We start from the raw sequence: 17,478 nt of genomic DNA, 5'->3' as shown, positions 1-17,478 counted from the left end.
CAGCTTGGTGAGGACCGCGGTGCGGGCGCGCTGGCCGGACTCGATGGCCGCGCGCATGCCGGCGCCGCCGGCACCGACGATCACCACGTCGTACTTGTGGAACTGCATTCCCGCTCCTTCGGCACCGACGTCACTGGATCCAGCGAAACCGCCGTTGGACCGGAAGTCCACGACGGTCTGGCGAAGAGTGGTAGGCCAGGCTTCGCACCGCTGGTCGCCGCCTTGACGTGTCACGCGGGTTACACCGCAGTTCACGGGGCGCGGTGCCGGGCAAACTCGGCTTAAGCTCTCGACATGGAACTCCGGCAGCTGAAGTACTTCGTCGCGGTCGCGCAGGAACTGCACTTCGGGCGTGCCGCGGCGCAGCTGCACATCTCGGGACCGGCGCTGTCCCAGCAGATCATCGCGCTGGAGAAGGAACTCGACGTCCAGCTGTTCGTCAGGAACCGGCGGACCGTCCGCTTGACGGAGGCCGGCCGGTCCCTGCTCGGCGACGCCCGCCAGATCCTCGCACTGGCGGAGGACGCCGGTCGGCGCGCTCGGAACCAGGCGGTCGAGGCGAGCCCGCTGCGGCTGGGTTACGTGAGCTGGTTACCGGACAATGTGGACGCACTCGTCGGCCCGGTGGTCGCGCTGCGCATCGACGACTGGGTGCTGCCGTCGCACGCGCAAGCCGACCGGGTCGCCGAAGGCAGCCTCGACCTCGCATTCGCGTGGATCACGGCCACGGAGGTCGCCGAGCGAGGCCTGACGGCGCACCTGGTCCGCGCGGAACCGCTCCCCGCCACCTTGCCGGGGATCAGCGGCACCGAGCCGGTGGCCGCCGCCGATGTCACAGTGCTGGTGGACGCGGACACTTCGGCTTGGTCGTCGTGGAACCGGTTCGCCGCGGAGTTCGCCGCACGGACGGGGGCGCGGGTCGAGAGGATTTCCGACGGCGGAATCACCGGTGAAGCGTTCTACACTCACGTCCGCCGCCTCCGCACTCCTGTGCTCACTTCACCGAAGCGCCACACTGCGGCTGTTCCGCCCAGCCTGGGCCAACGACCGATCGCCCACCCGGTTCCCCTGTGGACATGGTCGCTGCTGCACCGCGCCGACGACAGCCGCCCCGGGGTGGCGCACGTTGTCGAATCCTTGACCGCGTTCGCCCAGAGCCGCCACTGGACGTCCGCCCCATCGGCCGCGTGGTGGCTGCCCGGCGACGACCCCCACCGCACTGCCATCCGGGGCGGTGGCTAGCGCGACCACGTCGACTGGGTGGCGATCACGAATCTCCCGAAGGGACGACGCGGTGCCTTTGCCCGCTCGTTTCACCCATGCCTACGGTGTCGAGCACCCCGTGGTGCCGGCACCGATGGATGTCGTCTCCGGCGGCCGGCTGGCCGCGGAGGTGACTCGCGCCGGCGGGTTCGGCCTGATCGGCGGCGGTTACGGCGAAGAAGCCTGGCTACGCCGGGAATTCGCCGCAGCGGACGGTGCGCGGGTCGGCTGTGGCTTCATCACGTGGAGCCTGGTGCACAATCCACGTTTGCTCGACGTCGCGCTGGAGTACGAACCGGCGGCCGTCATGCTGTCCTTCGGTGATCCCGCACCGTTCGCGAAGAAGATCCACGCGGCCGGCGCCCGGATGTTCTGTCAGGTGCACACGGTTCGGCAGGCCCACGAGGCACTCGAGGCCGGAGCCGATGTCATCGTGGCACAGGGGGGCGAGGCAGGCGGGCACGGCACCGGGGCTCGATCGACGTTCACGCCGCGGGGTGGCTGCCGCGCTGACGCTGGGCGCGGACGGTGTGCTCGTCGGCACTCGCTTCTGGGCGGCCACCGAAGCCCACGTCCCGGTGGCAGCCCAGCGGCGCATCTTGACCGCCGAGGGCGATGAGACAACGAGGACTTCCGTGTACGACATCATCCGCGACCGTGCTTGGCCCGAGGGCTTCCGGGGCCGGGTCATGCGCAACGCGCTCGTCGACCGTTGGCACGGCAGGGAGTACTCATTGCACGAGCGACGCGACGAAGTCTTCCTCGCCTACACCGACGCACTATCCGAAGAGGACTTCGACCTGGCCAACGTGACGGTGGGCGAAGCGATCGGGCAGATCACCGAGATCCGCCCGGCCGCCGAGCTGGTCACCCGAGCCGAGGAAGTCCTGAACGCCCGTGCGGTGCGGGCGTGAGTCCGGTAGTACAGCGACGATCGACAGGAGCGGCAACGATGACGACGACCGCGGCCGCGACGGCGGTTCCGGAGCACGCCGGAGACCTCCCGGTGATCGGCCACTACATCGGTGGCCGGCGGGTCACCACGAGCGGCCCGGCCACCATTCCCGTCCACGACCCCGCCACCGGCGAACCCTCCGCCGCCGTTCCCGTCGCCGGCCGCACCGAGGTCGAAGAAGCCATCGCCGTCGCGGCCGAAGCCCAGCGGCGGTGGGCCGAGGTACCGCCGCACGTGCGGGCCCGGACACTGTTCCGCTTCCGCGATGCGATCGAACGCAACCAGGACCGGCTGGCCCGGATCATCACCGCCGAACACGGCAAGACCGTCGACGACGCCGCCGGCGAGGTCCAGCGCGGCCTGGAGGTGGTGGAGTTCGCCTGCGGCATCCCGCACCTGCTCAAAGGCGAGAACAGTCCGCAGGTGGCGCGGGGGGTCGACAGCTTTTCCCTGCGTCAGCCACTCGGGGTCACTGCGGGGATCACGCCGTTCAACTTCCCGGTGATGGTTCCATTGTGGATGATGCCGGTGTCCGTGGCGTGCGGGAACTCCTTCGTGCTCGAGCCGAGTGAAAAAGACCCGCCCGCGAGCCTCCTGCTGGCCGAGCTCTTCTCCGGGTCGGGCGGCCCGAGGGCGCGGTGACCGTCGTCGACGGGCGTGACGTTCCGGAGCAGGGCAACGGGTACTTCCTCGGCGGTACTCTGTTCGACCGTGTTTCGGCGCACATGCGGATCTACCGCGAAGAGATCTTCGGGCCCGTCCTCGCGCTCGTCCGGGTGGAGTCGCTGACCGAGGCCCTCGACCTCGTCAACGGCCACGAGTTCGGCAACGGTGCCGTCGTGTTCACTTCGGACGGTCGCGCGGCCCAGGAGTTCGTCTCCCGGGTGAGCGCCGGCATGGTCGGGGTGAACGTGCCCGTTCCGGTGGCCCGCGGGCGGCACGGCCGCCGCGGATTTCTCGATGCCGGTCGGCCGCTGAGTAGCCCGGCCTACCAGAGGTAGCGGATTCGTCCTGGACTTGCCGCCGGGACGGTCTTTGAATCAGAACCTGCCGGATCATGTGCAGGAGACGGAGTTCCGATGACCCAGAAGTACGTGGCGGACGACCTCGCCGAGTTCGTGGTGTCCGCCGAGCAGTCCGACCTCCCCGAGCCCACCCTGTCCACCCTCAAGCGCAACGTGCTCGACAGCATCGCGTGCGCGCTGGGCGCACTCGACGGTGAACTCGTTCCCGGCCTGCGCGCCCACGCCGAGCAGTTCAGCAGCCGCCCGACCGCGACGTTCGTCGGCGGCGGCCGGGCGTCGGTGGACCAGGCGGCGTTCTTCAACGCCGTGCTCGTGCGCTACCCGGATCTGCTGGACACCTACCTGACCCCGGGCGGACTTTGCCACCCGGCCGACAACTTCGGCGCCGTGTTCGCCATGGCCGAACACGTCGAGGCGAGCGGCGCGGACTTCCTGCTCGCGCTCGCGGTCGCCTATGAGGTCCAGTGCCGGTTCAGCGCGCAGGTACCGGTCATGGCCCGCGGCCTCAACCATGCGCTGCAGCTGGCGATGTCGGCCGCGGCCGGCTGTGCGAAGCTGCTCGGCCACGACGCCGCCCGCACCGCCGACGCCATCACGGCCTCGGCCGTCGACAACGTGTCGCTGGCCGCGGTGCACGCCGAACCGGTTTCGGTCTGGAAGGGCATCTCCCCGGCCGCCACCGGCATGCGCGCGGTGTACGCCACGATGCTCGCCGACCGCGGGGTGACCGGGCCGAAAGCCCTCTTCGACGGACCCAACGGCTTGGTCCAGCTTCTCGACCAGCCGATCGACTTCCGCACCGGCGACCGCGCATTGGACTCGGTGAACGAGACCTACCTGAAGCAGTACTGCTCGCTCATCCACGGCCAGGCGATCATCGACGCCACGCTCGCGATCCGGGAGGACAACGCGATCTCGGGGGCCGATGTCGCCGAGGTCCGGCTCGAGGTCTTCCAAGGAGCTTACGACTTCGCCGGTGGCGGGCAGTACGGCCCCAAAGACGCCCCGCGGACGAAGGAACAGGCCGACTACAACCTCAAGTACCTGGCCGCGACCGCCCTCCTCGACGGGCAGGTGGGGCCCGAGCAGCTGTTCGTCGAGCGAGTCCGCCGCGCCGACGTCCAGGACCTGCTCTCGCGCGTCGAGGTCGTCGCCGACGACGAGCTGACCGCCGCCTACCCGGAACGGACGTCCGCGCGGGTCCACGTGCGCTTGCGCGATGGCCGCCGGTTCTCGCGCGAGCAGTCGGATTTCGAAGGCTCACCCACCCGGCCGATGTCGTGGGACAGGGTGACCGAGAAGCTCCACTGGCTGGGCGAATCGTTCGCGGACCAGGCCTTGCGCGAACGCATCATCGAAACCGTCGCGCACCTGGACGAGGTCCCCGTAGCCGAGCTCGCGGGCCTCCTGGGCTCGGTGAGCTCCACAGTGGACCGGCCCCGCACGCGCAAGCGGCTCTGAAGGACCCGGGGCGACCGCGAGGAGGACGCCATGGAGATCATCGACCTGCGAACTTTCCTCGCGGTCGCCCGCGCCCAAGGCATCACCAAGGCGGCACGGGAGCTGCACACGGTCCAGTCGAACGTCAGCGTCCGCGTGCACACCTTGGAGAAAGAACTCGGTGCCGCTCTCTTCCGCCGCCACGCCAGAGGGGTGGTCCTCACGGCCGCGGGCGAGCGGTTGCGCTCCTCCTACGCCGAGCGGATCATCGGCTTGGCCGAGGAAGCCGCGCACGTCATGGGCGATCAGGACAACCCGGCCGGCTTGCTCAGCTTGGGCTCGATCGAGACGACCGCGGGACTTCGGCTGCCACCCATCCTCGGCGAGTTCACCGACCACCACCCCGGGATCGACTTGTCGCTCGTGACCGGGACCACCGACGAGCTGACGAAAGCGGTGCTGGCCGGCCGGGTGGAAGGGGCGTTCGTCGCCGGGCCGGTGCCCGGGCCGGGACTCCATGCCGAGCCGGTCTTCGTCGAGCACCTGGTGCTCGTCAGCGCATCCCGGGTGACCGAAGTGGACACCGCGCTGCGGGAACGCCCGACCCCGCGCGCGTTGGTGTTCCGCGCCGGGTGCGCCTACCGGCGGAGCCTGGAGCGCATCCTGCGCGAGCGCGGCGCCACGAGCGTCCGCGTCACGGAGTTCGGCACCCTCGAAGGGATTGTCGGTTGCGTCGCCGCGGACATGGGGTTCACCCTCCTGCCCAGGGACCTTCTCCCCCGTCACCCCACCGGCGGTCGGCTACGCGCCCACGAGCTGCCCCACGGCGATTCCCGGGCCGAAACGGTCTTCATCCGCCGGGCCGGCTCCCCGATGACACCGGCGATGAGACTTTTCCTGGCGCACGTCCCGAGCCACGAGCGCCGGGTCGCCCGGCTGCGGCCGCAGCCGGAAGAGAGCCGCGTCGGCTGACCGAAGGACTGCTCATGCCACTGCTGTACATCGACCTCTTCGAAGGCCGCACACCGCAGGAAACCCGAAACCTCCTCGACACGATCCACGAGGCCGTCGTCGGCGCGTTCGAGGTGCCGGCACGCGACCGTTATCAGGTGGTCCGCATGCACCCGCCGGACGAGATCGTCGCCCTCGACACCGGCTTGGGACTGTCCCGCTCCGCCGGCCTGGTGATCGTGCACGTCGTCAGCCGGAAGCGGCGTAAGGCGGACAAGGTCCGCTTCTACTCGATGCTGGCGGACGACCTCAGCCGGAACTGCGGTCTGCGCCCCGACGACCTGATCGTTTCGATCGTCGAAAACCAGGACGAAGACTGGTCGTTCGGCCGGGGCCGGGCCCAGTTCCTGACCGGCGAGCTGCACTGAGCCACGATGCTCTCGCCGGGGGATGACGAGGATCAGGCGGGGCGCAGCAAGGAGCCGAGAACGCCGACGGTGTCGAAGATCGGCTGGGCGGACTGCTCGGCCCGCGCCATCAGCAGCGCGCCTTCCAAGCCCGCCACCACGGCCGTGGCCAGTCTCCCCGCTTCCGTGGCCGGCCGGGTCCGCGCGAACCGTTCGGCGAGCAGGCCGGCCCAGTCCCGGTACGCCGCGGCACAGATCTCGCGAACGCCCGGCTCCTGGGCGGCCAGTTCGAGGGTGGCCGTGCTGACCGGGCAGCCCAGCCGCCAGCCGGAGGACTCCAGCGTCACCGCCAGCTCCTGGCCGTACCGCCGGAGCGCTTCGACGTCGTCGGTCGCGTCGGCGAGCAGGGCGCGGAGCCGTTCGGTGGTCTCGGCCGCCGCCAGGGTCAGCGCCTCGGCCACGAGCTGCCCCTTACCCGCCGGGAAGTGGTGGTAGAGGGAACCTCGCGGCGCCTCGGCCTCGGCGAGGACCTGCAGAACGCCGGTGGCGGCCGGCCCTTGTTCCGCGAACAGCCGGCGCGCGCTCTCGAGCATCCGGAGCCGGGCCGGTGCCGCCCGTCGGCCCGTGGCGGGATCTTGCTGGTGCACTCCGCCATCATGCATGATGACGACCGACTATGCAGACCGGTCTAGTTGCCGACTGCCATCGCAGAGGAGCGTCGATGAAAGCCGCGGTCTACTACACCAACGGCGGGCCCGAGGTGCTGCGTTACGAGACGGTGCCCGACCCGGAGTGCCCGCCCGGCTGCGTGCTCGTGCGGGCACGGGCGATCTCGCTGGAAGGCGGAGATCTGCTGCACCGTGCCGAGACCCCGCCGCCCAGCACGCCGTACGTCGTGGGGTACGCGGCGGCCGGTGAGGTCGTGGCGCTCGGCGAGGGCGTGACCGACCTGGCCCTCGGGCAGGTGGTGACGACGACGTTCTTCGCCGGTTCGCACGCCGAGCTGCGGGCCGTTCCGGTGCAGCTGGCGTGGCCGGTGCCCGACGGCGTCGACATCGGGGCCGCCGCCGCCATCCCGGTCGGCTTCGCCACCGCCGACGAAGCCCTCACCGCCCGCGCTCGCGTGCAACCCGGCGAGGTCGTGCTGATCCACGCCGCCGCGAGCGGGGTCGGGGTCGCCGCGGTGCAGCTGGCCAAAGCGGCCGGCGCGACCGTCATCGCCGTCGCCACGAGCCGCCCGCGGCTCGACCGCCTCGCCGGCATCGGCGCGGACCACCTCATCGACCGGCAGACCGAGGACATCGTGTCCCGCGTCCACGAGATCACCGAAGGCCGCGGCGCGGACGTCGTCCTGGACCCGGTCGGCAGCACGGTCCAGTCCTCGATCGACGCCTCGGCCGAACGCGGCCGCATCGTCCTGGTCGGCAACGCCGGCCGGGGACCGATGGTCGCCGACTTCGCGGGCGTGCTGTTCGGCAACCGCACCGTGCACGGCGTCCAGCTGGGCCAGGAAGTCCTCACCGATCGCGTCCAGGGTTCGATCAGGCGCCTGCTCGACCGGCTCGCGGACGGCTCGCTCCAAGTGCTCGTCGACCGCCGGTTCCCGCTGTCGGAAGCCGCGCAGGCCCACGCCTACGTCGAGAGCCGCGCCGCCGTCGGCCGGGTGCTGCTGATCCCGTAGCCGTCACGGCAGTTTCCCCGCCCTGGCGAGCACGGCCCTGGCCCTCAGCTCCACCGGGCGGTCGATCATCCGGCCGACCTGGCCGGGGTGGATGCACAGCTTGCCGGTGAACCCCAGTTCGCCGGCGTGCTCGAGATCCGCGCGCAGCAGCGCCTCGATCGCCCTGGCATCCGGAGTGTCGGTCAAGGAGCTGGCCGAGTACCTCGGTCATCACGACCCGGGCTACACGCTCCGGATCTATACCCACCTGGTCCCGTCGAGTCATCGCCGGGCGCGAGAGAGGCAGCCGACGGGATTTTCAAACCGCGCCACACCAGGGCGGCACGGCTTGAAAATCCCGAGACGGCCTAGCGACGGCCTGACAACCTCAAACCTACAAATCCACAGGTCAGGCCCCATCTGCCCTACTTGTGCCAGAACTTGATGCCGCTCCACTGCACCGTGATCGGCCCGGCGCCGCTGCTCGTGCGGTAGCTGCCGAACTTGTCGTAGTAACTGCCGCCCGGGCTCGAGATCGTCTGCTTCAGCGATCCGTTGAGGTACACCTTGTGCGAGCTGCCGACCTGGTTGATCGTGTTGACCCGCACCGACGTCCCGACGGTCGCGCCGCTGCCCAGCGTCGCGCCGCCTTCCACCGCGTACATCCGGCCGCCCTTCTCGACCGCCAGCAGGAAGTACGGGCCGGCGCTGGAGCCGTCGCGGAACGTCTGCTTGAGGCTGATCCGCGAGCCCGACATGCTGGTGATCTTGAACGAACCCTCGAACTGGTGGGTGCCGCCGGAGTAGGTGGTGTAGCGGCGTTCCGCGCGCTGGTCACCGCTGGCCGTGGAGCAGGTGAGCTTGAAGGTGAGCCCGGAGACGTCGCCGCACCCCCGCTCCTGCTCCGAGTAACCCGGCGAGTCCGGGATCCACGGGCCGGTCCCGACCTGGGCGTCGGCGACCGGGGTGAGTACCGCGAGCCCCGTCGCGACCGCCGCGAGCACGCCCGCGCAGCGTAGTTTGCGCACCGTCCAACCTCCTGTAGCACTCGAGGCGGCGGTGACCGGAAAGGTTCAGACCTTTACCCGGCGTGAGCACGACTGTACGAGCCCCGGCCGCCTCGGACAAGACCCCGGAACTTTTCCGCGGAGCGGTGTCGAATCCGGCGCGGGCCGTTCGACAGACTCACGAGAGCACGGAACGACCACCTAGGAGCACCCATGCGCACCCTGATCGCCACCGCCTTCGTCTCGCTCGACGGCGTCGTCGAGGCCCCCGGCGGCGAGCCCGGCTACCGCAACGCCGGCTGGACCTTCAAGGACATCGAGTTCGAGCCGGCGGCCTACGAGCTCAAGGGCCGTGAGCAGGGCGAATCCGCCGCGATGATGATGGGCCGGGTGAGCTACGAGGCGTTCGCGCCGGTGTGGCCGGGCATGACCGAGGAGTTCGCGGGCTACAACGCGATGCCCAAGTACGTCGTCTCGACGACCCTGGCCGAGCAGGACCTGGTGACGAACTGGGGCGAGATCACCCTGCTGCGGTCGCTCGACGACGTCGCCGCGCTGAAGGAGACGGACGGTGGGCCGATCACCGTCCACGGCAGCGCCACCCTGAACCGCGCGCTGGCCGACGCCGGCCTGATCGACCGCTACCACCTGCTGGTGTTCCCGGTCCTGCTCGGCGCGGGCAAGCGGCTGTTCAGCGCGGCCGACAAGGACAAGCAGAGCCTCAAGGTCGTCGAGAGCGAGGCCTACGGCAACGGCATCCAGAAGCTCGTCTACGACGTGATTCACTAGAACAGGTGTTCGATCTTGGTGTAGGGTGGAGACCATGAACCCGGGTCTCCAGTCTTCACTGTTCGACACCCAGGGGTCGATCGCGCTGCGCCCCCTCGCGCCCGAGCGGACCGACCTCGGCTCGGGCGCGTGGGTGGACATCCAGCCCGGCTGGCTCGAGGGCGCCGACGAGCTGTTCGCGGCGCTGGTCGAGGGTGTGCCGTGGCAGGCGGAGAAACGGAAGATGTACGACCGGGTCGTCGCCGTGCCGAGGTTGCTGAGCTACTACCGCGAGAACGTGCCGCTCCCCCACCCGGTGCTGGCCGCGGCGCGGGACGCGTTGAGCCGGCACTACCTGCGGGAACTGCGCGAGCCGTTCCGGACGGCGGGGTTGTGCTACTACCGCGACGGCCGCGACAGCGTGGCGTGGCACGGTGACCGGATCGGGCGAGGCGCTCGGGAGGACACCATGGTCGCGATCCTGTCCGTCGGGGCGGCGCGGACTTTGGCGCTGCGGCCTCGGGGTGGTGGGGGTAAGACGTTGGCTCGGCCGCTCGGGCATGGGGATCTGCTCGTGATGGGTGGGAGTTGCCAACGGACCTGGGAGCATTCGGTTCCCAAGACCGCCAAGGCTGTCGGGCCGCGGATCTCGGTTCAGTTTCGGCCTCGCGGGGTGAATTGAGGGTTCCCGGAGCCGGAGCCGGAGCCGGAGCCGGAGCCGGAGGAGGTTAGTCCACAAAGGACTTTCTCGCGCCCCGTACCATGGCCCTGTGCACAGTCTCTTCGAACCGCCCCTCTTCGGTCGGCTTCGGTCCGCCCGTCGGGTTCTTGTTGCCGGGGCCGGGGGTGGCTTCGATGTCTACGCCGGGCTTCCGCTTGCCGTTGCCCTCCGGGCCCAAGGCAAAGATGTCCACCTCGCCAACTTCGCCTTCAGCGATCTGAACCGGCTCGACCTCGACGACTGGCTCGCCCCCGGCGTCGCGGCCGTGCGTCCCGGCAGCTCGGGCGATGATGCCTACTTCCCCGAACGGACCCTCGCCCGGTGGCTCGAGTCCCGAGGCCGGCCGTCCGTCGTGCACGCCTTCCCCCGCGTCGGAGCCCGGCCGCTGCGCGACGCCTATCGGCACCTCGTGGCCCATCTCGGTGTCGATGCCGTCGTGCTCGTCGATGGCGGGACCGACATTCTGCTGCGCGGGGATGAAGCCGGGCTCGGTACGCCCGAAGAGGACATGACCAGCCTTGCCGCCGTTGCCGCCCTCGAGGGGGTCGATCGGCTCGTGGTCAGTCTCGGCTTCGGCATCGATGCCTTCCACGGCGTCTGCCACGCCCACGTCCTCGAGAACCTCGCCGCCCTCGATCGGGCCGGTGGGTACCTCGGCGCCCTCTCCATTCCCTCGCGGTCGCCGGAAGCCGAGGCCTACCTCGACGCCGTTGGCCATGCTCAGCGCACCACCCCGGAGCGGCCCAGCATCGTGCACGGGCAGATCGCCGCCGCTCTGCGCGGTCAGTTCGGCGATGCCCAGTTCACCGCGCGGACCGCCGGCAGCGAACTCTTCGTCAACCCGCTGATGGGGGTCTACTTCACCGTCGACCTGGCGATCCTCGCCAAGAGCGTCGGCTACCTCGGGGAGCTCGCCGGCACCGAAACCGCCGTCGACGTCGCCATGGTCATCGAAGCCCACCGGGACCGCGTCGCACGCCGGCCGCGGCGGGCCATTCCGCACTGATCCTTCAGTCCACCAGCACCGGCAGCTCGTCCAGGCCGTACACGATGGACACCTTGCGGAACGACAGCTCCTCCGCCGGCACCGCCAGCCGCAGGTTAGGGAACCGGCGGACCAGCGCCGGGTACGCCGTGCGCAGCTCCATCCGGGCCAGCTCCGCGCCGATGCAGCGGTGGATGCCGTAGCTGAACGCCAGGTGCGACGTCGGCTCGCGGGTGGCGTCGAACTTCTCCATGTCCGGGCCCAGCTTCGGGTCGCGGTCGGCCGCCGACAGCGACACCAGCACGATGTCGCCCTCGCTGATCCGGACGCCCGCGATCTCCATGTCCTCCTTGGCGAACCGCGGGAACGCCATCTGGACGACCGTCAGGTACCGCAGCAGCTCCTCGACGAACCGGTGCACCGACTGCTCGTCGCCGCGGACCGCGTCGAACGCCTTCTCGTCGCGCAGCAGGACCAGTGCGCCGAGCGCGAGCATGCTGGCCGTCGTCTCCAGGCCGCCGGTGAGCACGCCGTCGGCGAGCCCGGCCAGCTCGCGGTCGTCGATCTCGTCGCCGTGCTCCTTGATCAGCATGCCCAGCAGGCCGTCGCCGGGTTCCTCGCGCTGCTTCTTCACGATGTCGAGCAGGTAGGTCAGCGACTCCGACATCGCGCCGAGCGAGGCACCCGCGCCGCCGAAGAGGTCGAACCGGGCGGTGCTCAGCCGCTGGAAGTCCTCGCGGTCCTCGTAGGACACGCCGAGCAGCTCGCAGATCGTCAGCGACGGGATCGGCAGCGCGAACGCCTGCCACAGGTCGACCGGGCCGTCGGTCTTGGCCATCGCGTCGAGCTGCTCGGTGACGATCTCGTCGATGCGCGGCGTCAGCCGGCCGAGCCGCCGCATCGTGAACTCCGGAGTGAGCAGCTTCCGCAGCCGCGTGTGCACCGGCGGGTCCGCAAAGCCCAGCCCGCCCGGGTTCTGGTCCGCGGTGACGCCCGCGTTGCCGACGAGGTTGCCGAAGTCGCTGGAGAACCCGGTCGCCTTGCCGAGCACCGCCTTCGCCTCGTCGTAGCCCGTGACCAGCCACGCGTTCATCCCGAACGGCAGGTCGAGCTTGCTGATCGGGGCTTCGGCGCGGCGCTCGGCCATCGCGGGCACCGGGTCGAGACCCTCGCGCCGCAGCGGCTCCAGTGCCGAGTCCGGCAGGATGGCCGACATCTTCTCGAGGTCGAAGCCTTTTTTCGACTGGCGCGCGAGGTACCGGCGCCCGACCCAGCCCAGGACCCGTGAGCGGAGACTCCCCATGGATCCGACAGTACCGCACTAGCCCGATCGGGTGAGCTGCGGCGAGACCGGACTCACCTCCGCGGCGGGACCTCCCGGTTCTCGGTGATCCGCCCGTGCTCGCTCGCGACGTAGTGGAAGTACGGCCGGCCGAGGTCGTCGGTGCCGGCGTACGACGTGCGCGAACGGCCGTCCGCCTCCGTGTTGACGCCGTTCGTGCGGGCCAGCACGCCGGACGAGCTGAGCCACTCCGTCGACGCGCGGACCGGCCGCCAGCTCCGGCCGTCGCCGATGAGGTCGCCGAGGGTCTGCGTCATCTGCGCCGAGCCGGAGATCCGCAGGTTCTGGTCGTCGGTGATGTTCGCGGTGGCGTCGGTGGTCAGCGGGTAGGACCAGGTGTGCCGCTGCGCCGAGCGGACCCGACCGTCCACAGTGGACGTCGAGGTCTGCTGCCCCGAGTCGCCCTGCACGACGTGCTGGGTGAAGCCGCCGCCGGTGACGTCGTCGCTGTTGCGGTAGTCGCGGGTGCGCTCGACGCGGGTGTAGACGCGGCCGGCGGAGGTGTCGACGTAGCCGGCGGTCACGTCGTGGCGCTTCGCCGTGACTGTCACGTTCACGCCGTCCTTGATGTCCTTCACCGTTTCCTGCCGCACCGGCGCCGCCGCGACGTCGTGCTGGACCAGGGCGCCGGACGTCTGCGCGGCGTTCTTGTCGGTGTAGAGCAGTAGCGTCGGGACGACGGTGAACTCACCGCCGATGTCCGGGAAGGAGAAGGAGAGGTCATGGGCGGCGCCGTCCACGAGCCGGCCCGCGAACGGCGTGATGTCGTAGGTTTCGGCGTGCAGGCTGAAGGTGTCGATCGCGACGATCGGCCGCCACAGCTGCGGCACGATCCCGCCGGAGTAGATGTGCGGGAAGGTGAACGCGCTGCCGGCGGGCGTCCCGTCGAGCGCGAAGTTCGCTTCGCGGTACGGGCCCTTGCCGCAGAGCCCGGCGGCCGGGTACTTCGCCGACACGGCGTCCGGGACGTCGTCGAACCACTGCTCGTCGCAGGCGTGGCCTTCGAGGGTGACCTCGAGGTAGGCGCGGGTGATGTTGCGCGGCAGGTCCTTCGCGCTGAAGTGGACGGTGGGCGCCGCGGGGGTCGCGTCGGCGTGCGCGAACCCGGCCACGTGGTCGGGCGTCTCGGGCGCGGGGTGCTTCCGGTCCGCCTGGTAGTAGGTGAGCGTGACGGTCTGGGCGTAGACCCCGGTGTAGACCGGCGAGTTGTAGTTCTCGATGCCGCCGTGGAACGGCTGCGGCGTGCGCAGCAGCGCGCTGTACGGCGTGAGGTCCTTGTCGAAGTGGTAGGTGATCGGCCGGGTGCCTTCGCCGCTGGGCTCCTCCGTGGTCCCCCACCAGACTTCGGTGCCGCCGATCCGCAGGTCGCCGATCCGGTCGTACTGCCGGCCGCTGACGGTCACGGTCTGATCCATGACGACCTTCGCCCACGGGCCTGGGCAGGCCTTCGGCGGCGCCAGCGTGCCTTCGTAGTACTGGGGCGTGCCGTCGGCGGTGTTGGAGCGGAAGGCGTCGGCGAGGGTGACCGCGCAGTGCGCGGTGTCCGGCCGGGTCACCGCGGGCGCCGCCAAAACCGGGTCGTCGGTGTCGTGTTCGAGCACGGGGTCAGCCGAGGCGACCGCCCCGGAGAGCACCCACGTCAGCACCAGTGACAGGACGATCGTGAAGATCCGCACCCGGACTCCTCCCAGCGGCAGCTCACCGCGGCGAAGCCTAGTACCGCGATCATGCTACTTACGGTGGGAAACCGACGTCCTGAAACGTTTCAGTACCGTGGTAGGCTCACGCCCTTCTCAGCGAGGGGGTGCGGTGGTCGGCATCAAGGACGTCGCGAAGCGGGCCGGCGTCTCGATCGGCACGGTGTCCAATGTGGTCAACCGGCCGCACGTGGTCGCCGCGGCCACCCGGAACCGGGTGCTGTCGGTGATCGAAGAGCTCGGCTACGTCCGCGACGAGTCGGCCCGGCAGCTGCGCGCCGGCCGCAGCCGGATCATGGGCCTGCTGGTGCTCGACCTCGGCAACCCGTTCTTCGTCGACGTCGCCCGCGGCGCCGAGCAGGCCGCGCACGCCGAGGGCCTCAACATCATCACCTGCAACAGCGGCCAGCGGTCCGACCTCGAAGCGTCCTACCTGGCGATGTTCGCCGAGCAACGGGTCCGCGGCGTGCTGCTGAGCCCGGTGGGGACGTCCGGCGAGGCGTTGCGCGCGTTCCGCCGCAGCGGCACGCCGTACGTGTTCGTCGACCGCAAGGCGCCGACGTCGGAGGCGAGCTCGGTCGCGGTGGACGACATCGCGGGCGGCGCGCTCGCGGGCCGCCACCTCCTGGAGACCGGCCACCACCGCATCGCGTTCGTCAACGGGCCGGCCATCCTCGCCCAGTGCCGCGACCGCGAGCAGGGCCTGCGCACGGCGCTGACGGGCGCGGCGGTGGAGCTGACGGTGCTGGAGGCGATCGGCCTCGACGTGGCATCGGGCCGCGACGCGGGCGCCCGCCTGCTGGGCACGATCCCCCGTCCGACGGCGGTGTTCTGCGCGAACGACCTGCTGGCGTTGGGCGTGCTGCAGGCGATGGTCGGCGCGGGGGTGCGCGTCCCGGACGAGATGGCGATCGTCGGCTACGACGACATCGAGTTCGCGGGGGCGGCGGCGGTCCCGCTGACGTCGGTCCGCCAGCCGGCCCAGCGCCTGGGCCGCACGGCCGCGGAGCTGCTGCTGGCGGAGACCGCCGACACGACGGTCGAGCACCAGGCGGTGGTGTTCACCCCGGAGCTGGTCGTCCGCGAATCCACCCGCGTGCGCCGCTGACCGTTACCCGGCGATGACGGCGACGATCGTCGTGCCCTCGGGGAACTCCCCGCCGCGGATGCGGTCCCACAGCCCGAAGACCATCTTCGCTTCGTAGACCCAGTCGAGCCGGACACCGTGGCGCCGCTCGAACTCGTCGACGAAGGCGTCGAGTTCGCGGGTCCGCCGCGCGAAGCCCCCGAAGTGGTAGCCGGTGTCGACCGACCACTCCCCCAGCTCGCGCCCGAACGCCTCGCGCTGGAGCCGGGCGACATCGGAGGGCGGGAACTCGCCTTTGAGCGCCGAGAACCCGATGGCGCGCTGCCCGGGGCCGAGCCCGGCGGCGATCCCGGAAAGGGTCGCCCCCGTGCCCACGGCGCAGGTGATGACGTCGAACGGCGAGTCGATCTCGGCGACCAGCTCGGCGCAGCCCCGGACGCCCGCCGCGTTCGCGCCGCCTTCCGGGATCAGGAAGAACTCGCCCCACTCGCGACGCAGCGCGCCGAGAACTTCGGGATCGGCTTTGGCGCGGTAGGCCGTGCGATCGAGATAGGCGAGCTTCATGCCGTGGCCGGCCGCCGCCCGCAGCACGTCGTTGAGGGGCAGGTGTTCCTCGCCCCGGACGACGCCGATGGTCTCGAGGCCGAAGTGGTGCCCGGCCGCCGCGGTGGCGAGCAGGTGGTTGGAGTAGGCCCCGCCGAAGGTCAGCAGGCGGGTGGCGCCGGCCTGGGCCGCGTCCCGGAGGTTGTGCTTGAGCTTGCGCCACTTGTTGCCGGGCAGCTCGGGGTGGATCAGGTCGTCGCGCTTGAGCAGAACGCGTACCCCGCGTTCGACGTCCCGCAGCTCCACGAGCGGCGAAGGCACGGTGAGCTGCAGCTTCGTCACGCTGTGAGCATAAATCGTTTGAACTGCGTACGACCCTTGGGCATGATGGGCGATCATGGGGCTTCGGGCGTGACGAACAGGTGGGTGCGGCTGCAGGCGGTCGCGGTGTCCGGTTCCTCCGCCGAAGGGCTGATGCTCGCCGCGCTGCCGTTGCTCGCGGTCTCCGTCACCACCGACCCGCGCGAGGTGTCGCTGGTCAACGTCGCCGGGCAGGCGCCGTGGCTGCTGCTTTCCCTCTTCGCGGGCGTGCTCATCGACCGGGTGCGGCGGACCGCCGTGCTCGCGTGGGCGTACGCCGTGCAGGTCGTGGCCGCCGTCGTGCTCGCCGCCGTCGCTTCCGCCGGGCTGCTCAGCTTGCCGGTGCTGCTGGTGGTCGCCTTCGTCGTCACGTCCGCGCAGGTGCTCGGCGACGGCGCGAGCGGTGCGCTGGTGCCCGAGCTCGTCCCCCCGGACCGGCTCGCGCACGCCAACGCCCGGCTCACGGTGATCGACCGCGGGGTCGTGCAGTTCGTCGTCCCGCCGCTGACCGGGTTCCTGATCGTCGTCAGCACCGGGGCACCGGCGTGGCTGGCGGCCGGCTTCGCGCTGCTCGCGCTGGTGCTGGTCCGGCGCATCCGGTCGGAGTCCGTCGTCGCCGCGCGGACCCACCCGCTGCGGGACCTGTCGGCCGGGCTGCGGCACTTGGTGCGGACGCCGTTGCTGCGGTCGATCACGCTGAACGTCGCACTCGGCTCGTTCGCCGCGAGCGCGGGCAACTCGATGTTCGTGCTGTACGCGACGCAGGTCCTGCACGTCGGCTCGGTCGGCTACGGCTTGCTGCTCGCGTGCCTGGCGTTCGGCTGGATCGCGTCGTCGTTCGTCGTGCAGAAGGTGGTCGACCGGATCGGCTACTCGTGGTCGATGCGGTTCGGCCAGAGCTCCGGCGTGGTGACGAACCTGCTGATCGCCCTGGTCCCGCCGTGGCCCCCGCTGGTCGGGGCGGTGTTGATCCTGCTGACGGCGACGGTGCTGATCTGGAACGTGTGCTCGCAGTCCAGCCGCCAGCGCTTCACCCCGGCGCCCCTGCTCGGCCGGGTGTTGACGAGCCACCGGGCGTTGGCTTGGGGGTTGACTCCGATGGGTGCGCTGACCGGCGGTTTCGTGGCGGCGCACTGGGGTTTGCGCGCGGTGTGGGTGATGGCCGCGGTGATCCAGGCGGTCAGCGCGGTGCTGGTGTGGTTCACCCTGTCACCGGCGGCGTTCGAGCGCACCGAACGCGAGATGGCCGAAGCCACCCGGGCTTGAT

21 protein-coding genes are annotated in these 17,478 nt (G+C 70.6%); 14 read left to right on the top strand and 7 right to left on the bottom strand.

Annotated features, from left to right (window positions below):
* A partial coding sequence (locus ACERZO_RS05795) for an FAD-binding protein (protein ID WP_372662967.1) occupies window positions 1–108 on the bottom strand: 108 nt, incomplete at its 3' end.
* A gap of 186 nt (window positions 109–294) precedes the next feature.
* Here ACERZO_RS05795 and ACERZO_RS05790 point away from each other — a divergent pair.
* The 8 genes from ACERZO_RS05790 (at window position 295) to ACERZO_RS05755 (ending at window position 6,062) form a co-directional block, all read left to right on the top strand.
* A complete protein-coding gene (locus ACERZO_RS05790; protein WP_372662836.1) occupies window positions 295–1,242 on the top strand; it encodes a LysR family transcriptional regulator in 948 nt (315 codons plus the stop codon).
* Window positions 1,243–1,294: 52 nt separating this feature from the next.
* Entirely contained in the window at window positions 1,295–1,882 is a 588-nt protein-coding gene (locus tag ACERZO_RS05785) for a nitronate monooxygenase (RefSeq protein WP_372662833.1), read from the top strand.
* Window positions 1,794–2,177 (top strand): hypothetical protein, encoded by a 384-nt coding sequence (locus tag ACERZO_RS05780; protein ID WP_372662830.1) that lies wholly within the window; start codon window positions 1,794–1,796, stop codon window positions 2,175–2,177. The genes ACERZO_RS05785 and ACERZO_RS05780 overlap by 89 nt, the downstream gene beginning before the upstream one ends.
* A 38-nt stretch (window positions 2,178–2,215) precedes the next feature.
* Complete coding sequence (locus tag ACERZO_RS05775) at window positions 2,216–2,860, top strand: aldehyde dehydrogenase family protein (protein ID WP_372662827.1); 645 nt, start codon at window positions 2,216–2,218, stop codon at window positions 2,858–2,860.
* Window positions 2,857–3,219, top strand: a complete 363-nt coding sequence (locus ACERZO_RS05770; RefSeq protein ID WP_372662824.1) for an aldehyde dehydrogenase family protein — start codon at window positions 2,857–2,859, stop codon at window positions 3,217–3,219. The genes ACERZO_RS05775 and ACERZO_RS05770 overlap by 4 nt, the downstream gene beginning before the upstream one ends.
* 78 nt (window positions 3,220–3,297) lie before the next feature.
* Window positions 3,298–4,704 carry an MmgE/PrpD family protein gene (locus ACERZO_RS05765; RefSeq protein ID WP_372662821.1) on the top strand — a complete coding sequence of 469 codons (1,407 nt, stop codon included), beginning with the start codon at window positions 3,298–3,300 and terminating at the stop codon, window positions 4,702–4,704.
* A 30-nt stretch (window positions 4,705–4,734) separates the two neighbouring features.
* Window positions 4,735–5,655: a LysR substrate-binding domain-containing protein gene (locus tag ACERZO_RS05760; protein WP_372662817.1), complete on the top strand. Its 921-nt coding sequence runs from the start codon at window positions 4,735–4,737 to the stop codon at window positions 5,653–5,655.
* 14 nt (window positions 5,656–5,669) lie between these two features.
* Entirely contained in the window at window positions 5,670–6,062 is a 393-nt protein-coding gene (locus ACERZO_RS05755) for a tautomerase family protein (protein ID WP_372662814.1), read from the top strand.
* Window positions 6,063–6,094: 32 nt separating this feature from the next.
* Here ACERZO_RS05755 and ACERZO_RS05750 read toward each other — a convergent pair whose 3' ends face one another.
* Entirely contained in the window at window positions 6,095–6,688 is a 594-nt protein-coding gene (locus tag ACERZO_RS05750) for a TetR/AcrR family transcriptional regulator (RefSeq protein WP_372662810.1), read from the bottom strand.
* Window positions 6,689–6,762: 74 nt separating this feature from the next.
* Here ACERZO_RS05750 and ACERZO_RS05745 point away from each other — a divergent pair, with 74 nt between their 5' ends.
* Window positions 6,763–7,722 carry a quinone oxidoreductase family protein gene (locus ACERZO_RS05745; protein ID WP_372662806.1) on the top strand — a complete coding sequence of 320 codons (960 nt, stop codon included), beginning with the start codon at window positions 6,763–6,765 and terminating at the stop codon, window positions 7,720–7,722.
* Window positions 7,723–7,725: 3 nt separating this feature from the next.
* Here the strand turns inward: ACERZO_RS05745 and ACERZO_RS05740 are convergent, their stop codons facing one another.
* Window positions 7,726–7,908 (bottom strand): hypothetical protein, encoded by a 183-nt coding sequence (locus ACERZO_RS05740; protein ID WP_372662803.1) that lies wholly within the window; start codon window positions 7,906–7,908, stop codon window positions 7,726–7,728.
* 218 nt (window positions 7,909–8,126) lie between these two features.
* A complete protein-coding gene (locus tag ACERZO_RS05735; protein WP_372662964.1) occupies window positions 8,127–8,705 on the bottom strand; it encodes a hypothetical protein in 579 nt (192 codons plus the stop codon).
* Window positions 8,706–8,921: 216 nt separating this feature from the next.
* On the opposite strand from ACERZO_RS05735, the gene ACERZO_RS05730 reads away from it, so the two are divergent.
* The 3 genes from ACERZO_RS05730 (at window position 8,922) to ACERZO_RS05720 (ending at window position 11,203) form a co-directional block, all read left to right on the top strand.
* A complete protein-coding gene (locus ACERZO_RS05730) occupies window positions 8,922–9,497 on the top strand; it encodes a dihydrofolate reductase family protein (protein WP_372662800.1) in 576 nt (191 codons plus the stop codon).
* 34 nt (window positions 9,498–9,531) lie between these two features.
* Window positions 9,532–10,158 (top strand): alpha-ketoglutarate-dependent dioxygenase AlkB, encoded by a 627-nt coding sequence (locus tag ACERZO_RS05725; protein WP_372662797.1) that lies wholly within the window; start codon window positions 9,532–9,534, stop codon window positions 10,156–10,158.
* An 88-nt stretch (window positions 10,159–10,246) separates the two neighbouring features.
* Window positions 10,247–11,203, top strand: coding sequence for a DUF1152 domain-containing protein (locus ACERZO_RS05720; RefSeq protein WP_372662794.1), 957 nt, complete (start codon window positions 10,247–10,249; stop codon window positions 11,201–11,203).
* 4 nt (window positions 11,204–11,207) lie between these two features.
* On the opposite strand, the gene ACERZO_RS05715 is transcribed toward ACERZO_RS05720, so the two are convergent.
* Complete coding sequence (locus tag ACERZO_RS05715; RefSeq protein WP_372662791.1) at window positions 11,208–12,485, bottom strand: cytochrome P450; 1,278 nt, start codon at window positions 12,483–12,485, stop codon at window positions 11,208–11,210.
* Between the two features lie 53 nt (window positions 12,486–12,538).
* Window positions 12,539–14,200, bottom strand: a complete 1,662-nt coding sequence (locus ACERZO_RS05710; protein WP_372662789.1) for a peptide-N4-asparagine amidase — start codon at window positions 14,198–14,200, stop codon at window positions 12,539–12,541.
* Between the two features lie 133 nt (window positions 14,201–14,333).
* On the opposite strand from ACERZO_RS05710, the gene ACERZO_RS05705 reads away from it, so the two are divergent.
* Window positions 14,334–15,329, top strand: coding sequence for a LacI family DNA-binding transcriptional regulator (locus ACERZO_RS05705; RefSeq protein ID WP_372662786.1), 996 nt, complete (start codon window positions 14,334–14,336; stop codon window positions 15,327–15,329).
* 3 nt (window positions 15,330–15,332) lie between these two features.
* Here ACERZO_RS05705 and ACERZO_RS05700 read toward each other — a convergent pair whose 3' ends face one another.
* A complete protein-coding gene (locus tag ACERZO_RS05700) occupies window positions 15,333–16,193 on the bottom strand; it encodes a 1-aminocyclopropane-1-carboxylate deaminase/D-cysteine desulfhydrase (protein WP_372662783.1) in 861 nt (286 codons plus the stop codon).
* Window positions 16,194–16,238: 45 nt separating this feature from the next.
* On the opposite strand from ACERZO_RS05700, the gene ACERZO_RS05695 reads away from it, so the two are divergent.
* Complete coding sequence (locus ACERZO_RS05695; protein ID WP_372662961.1) at window positions 16,239–17,477, top strand: MFS transporter; 1,239 nt, start codon at window positions 16,239–16,241, stop codon at window positions 17,475–17,477.
* Window position 17,478: the final 1 nt, after the last annotated feature.

The organism is Amycolatopsis kentuckyensis (assembly GCF_041679295.1).
GTDB classification, from domain to species: Bacteria; Actinomycetota; Actinomycetes; order Mycobacteriales; family Pseudonocardiaceae; genus Amycolatopsis; species Amycolatopsis kentuckyensis_A.
This window is presented reverse-complemented; position numbering and strand designations above follow the sequence as displayed.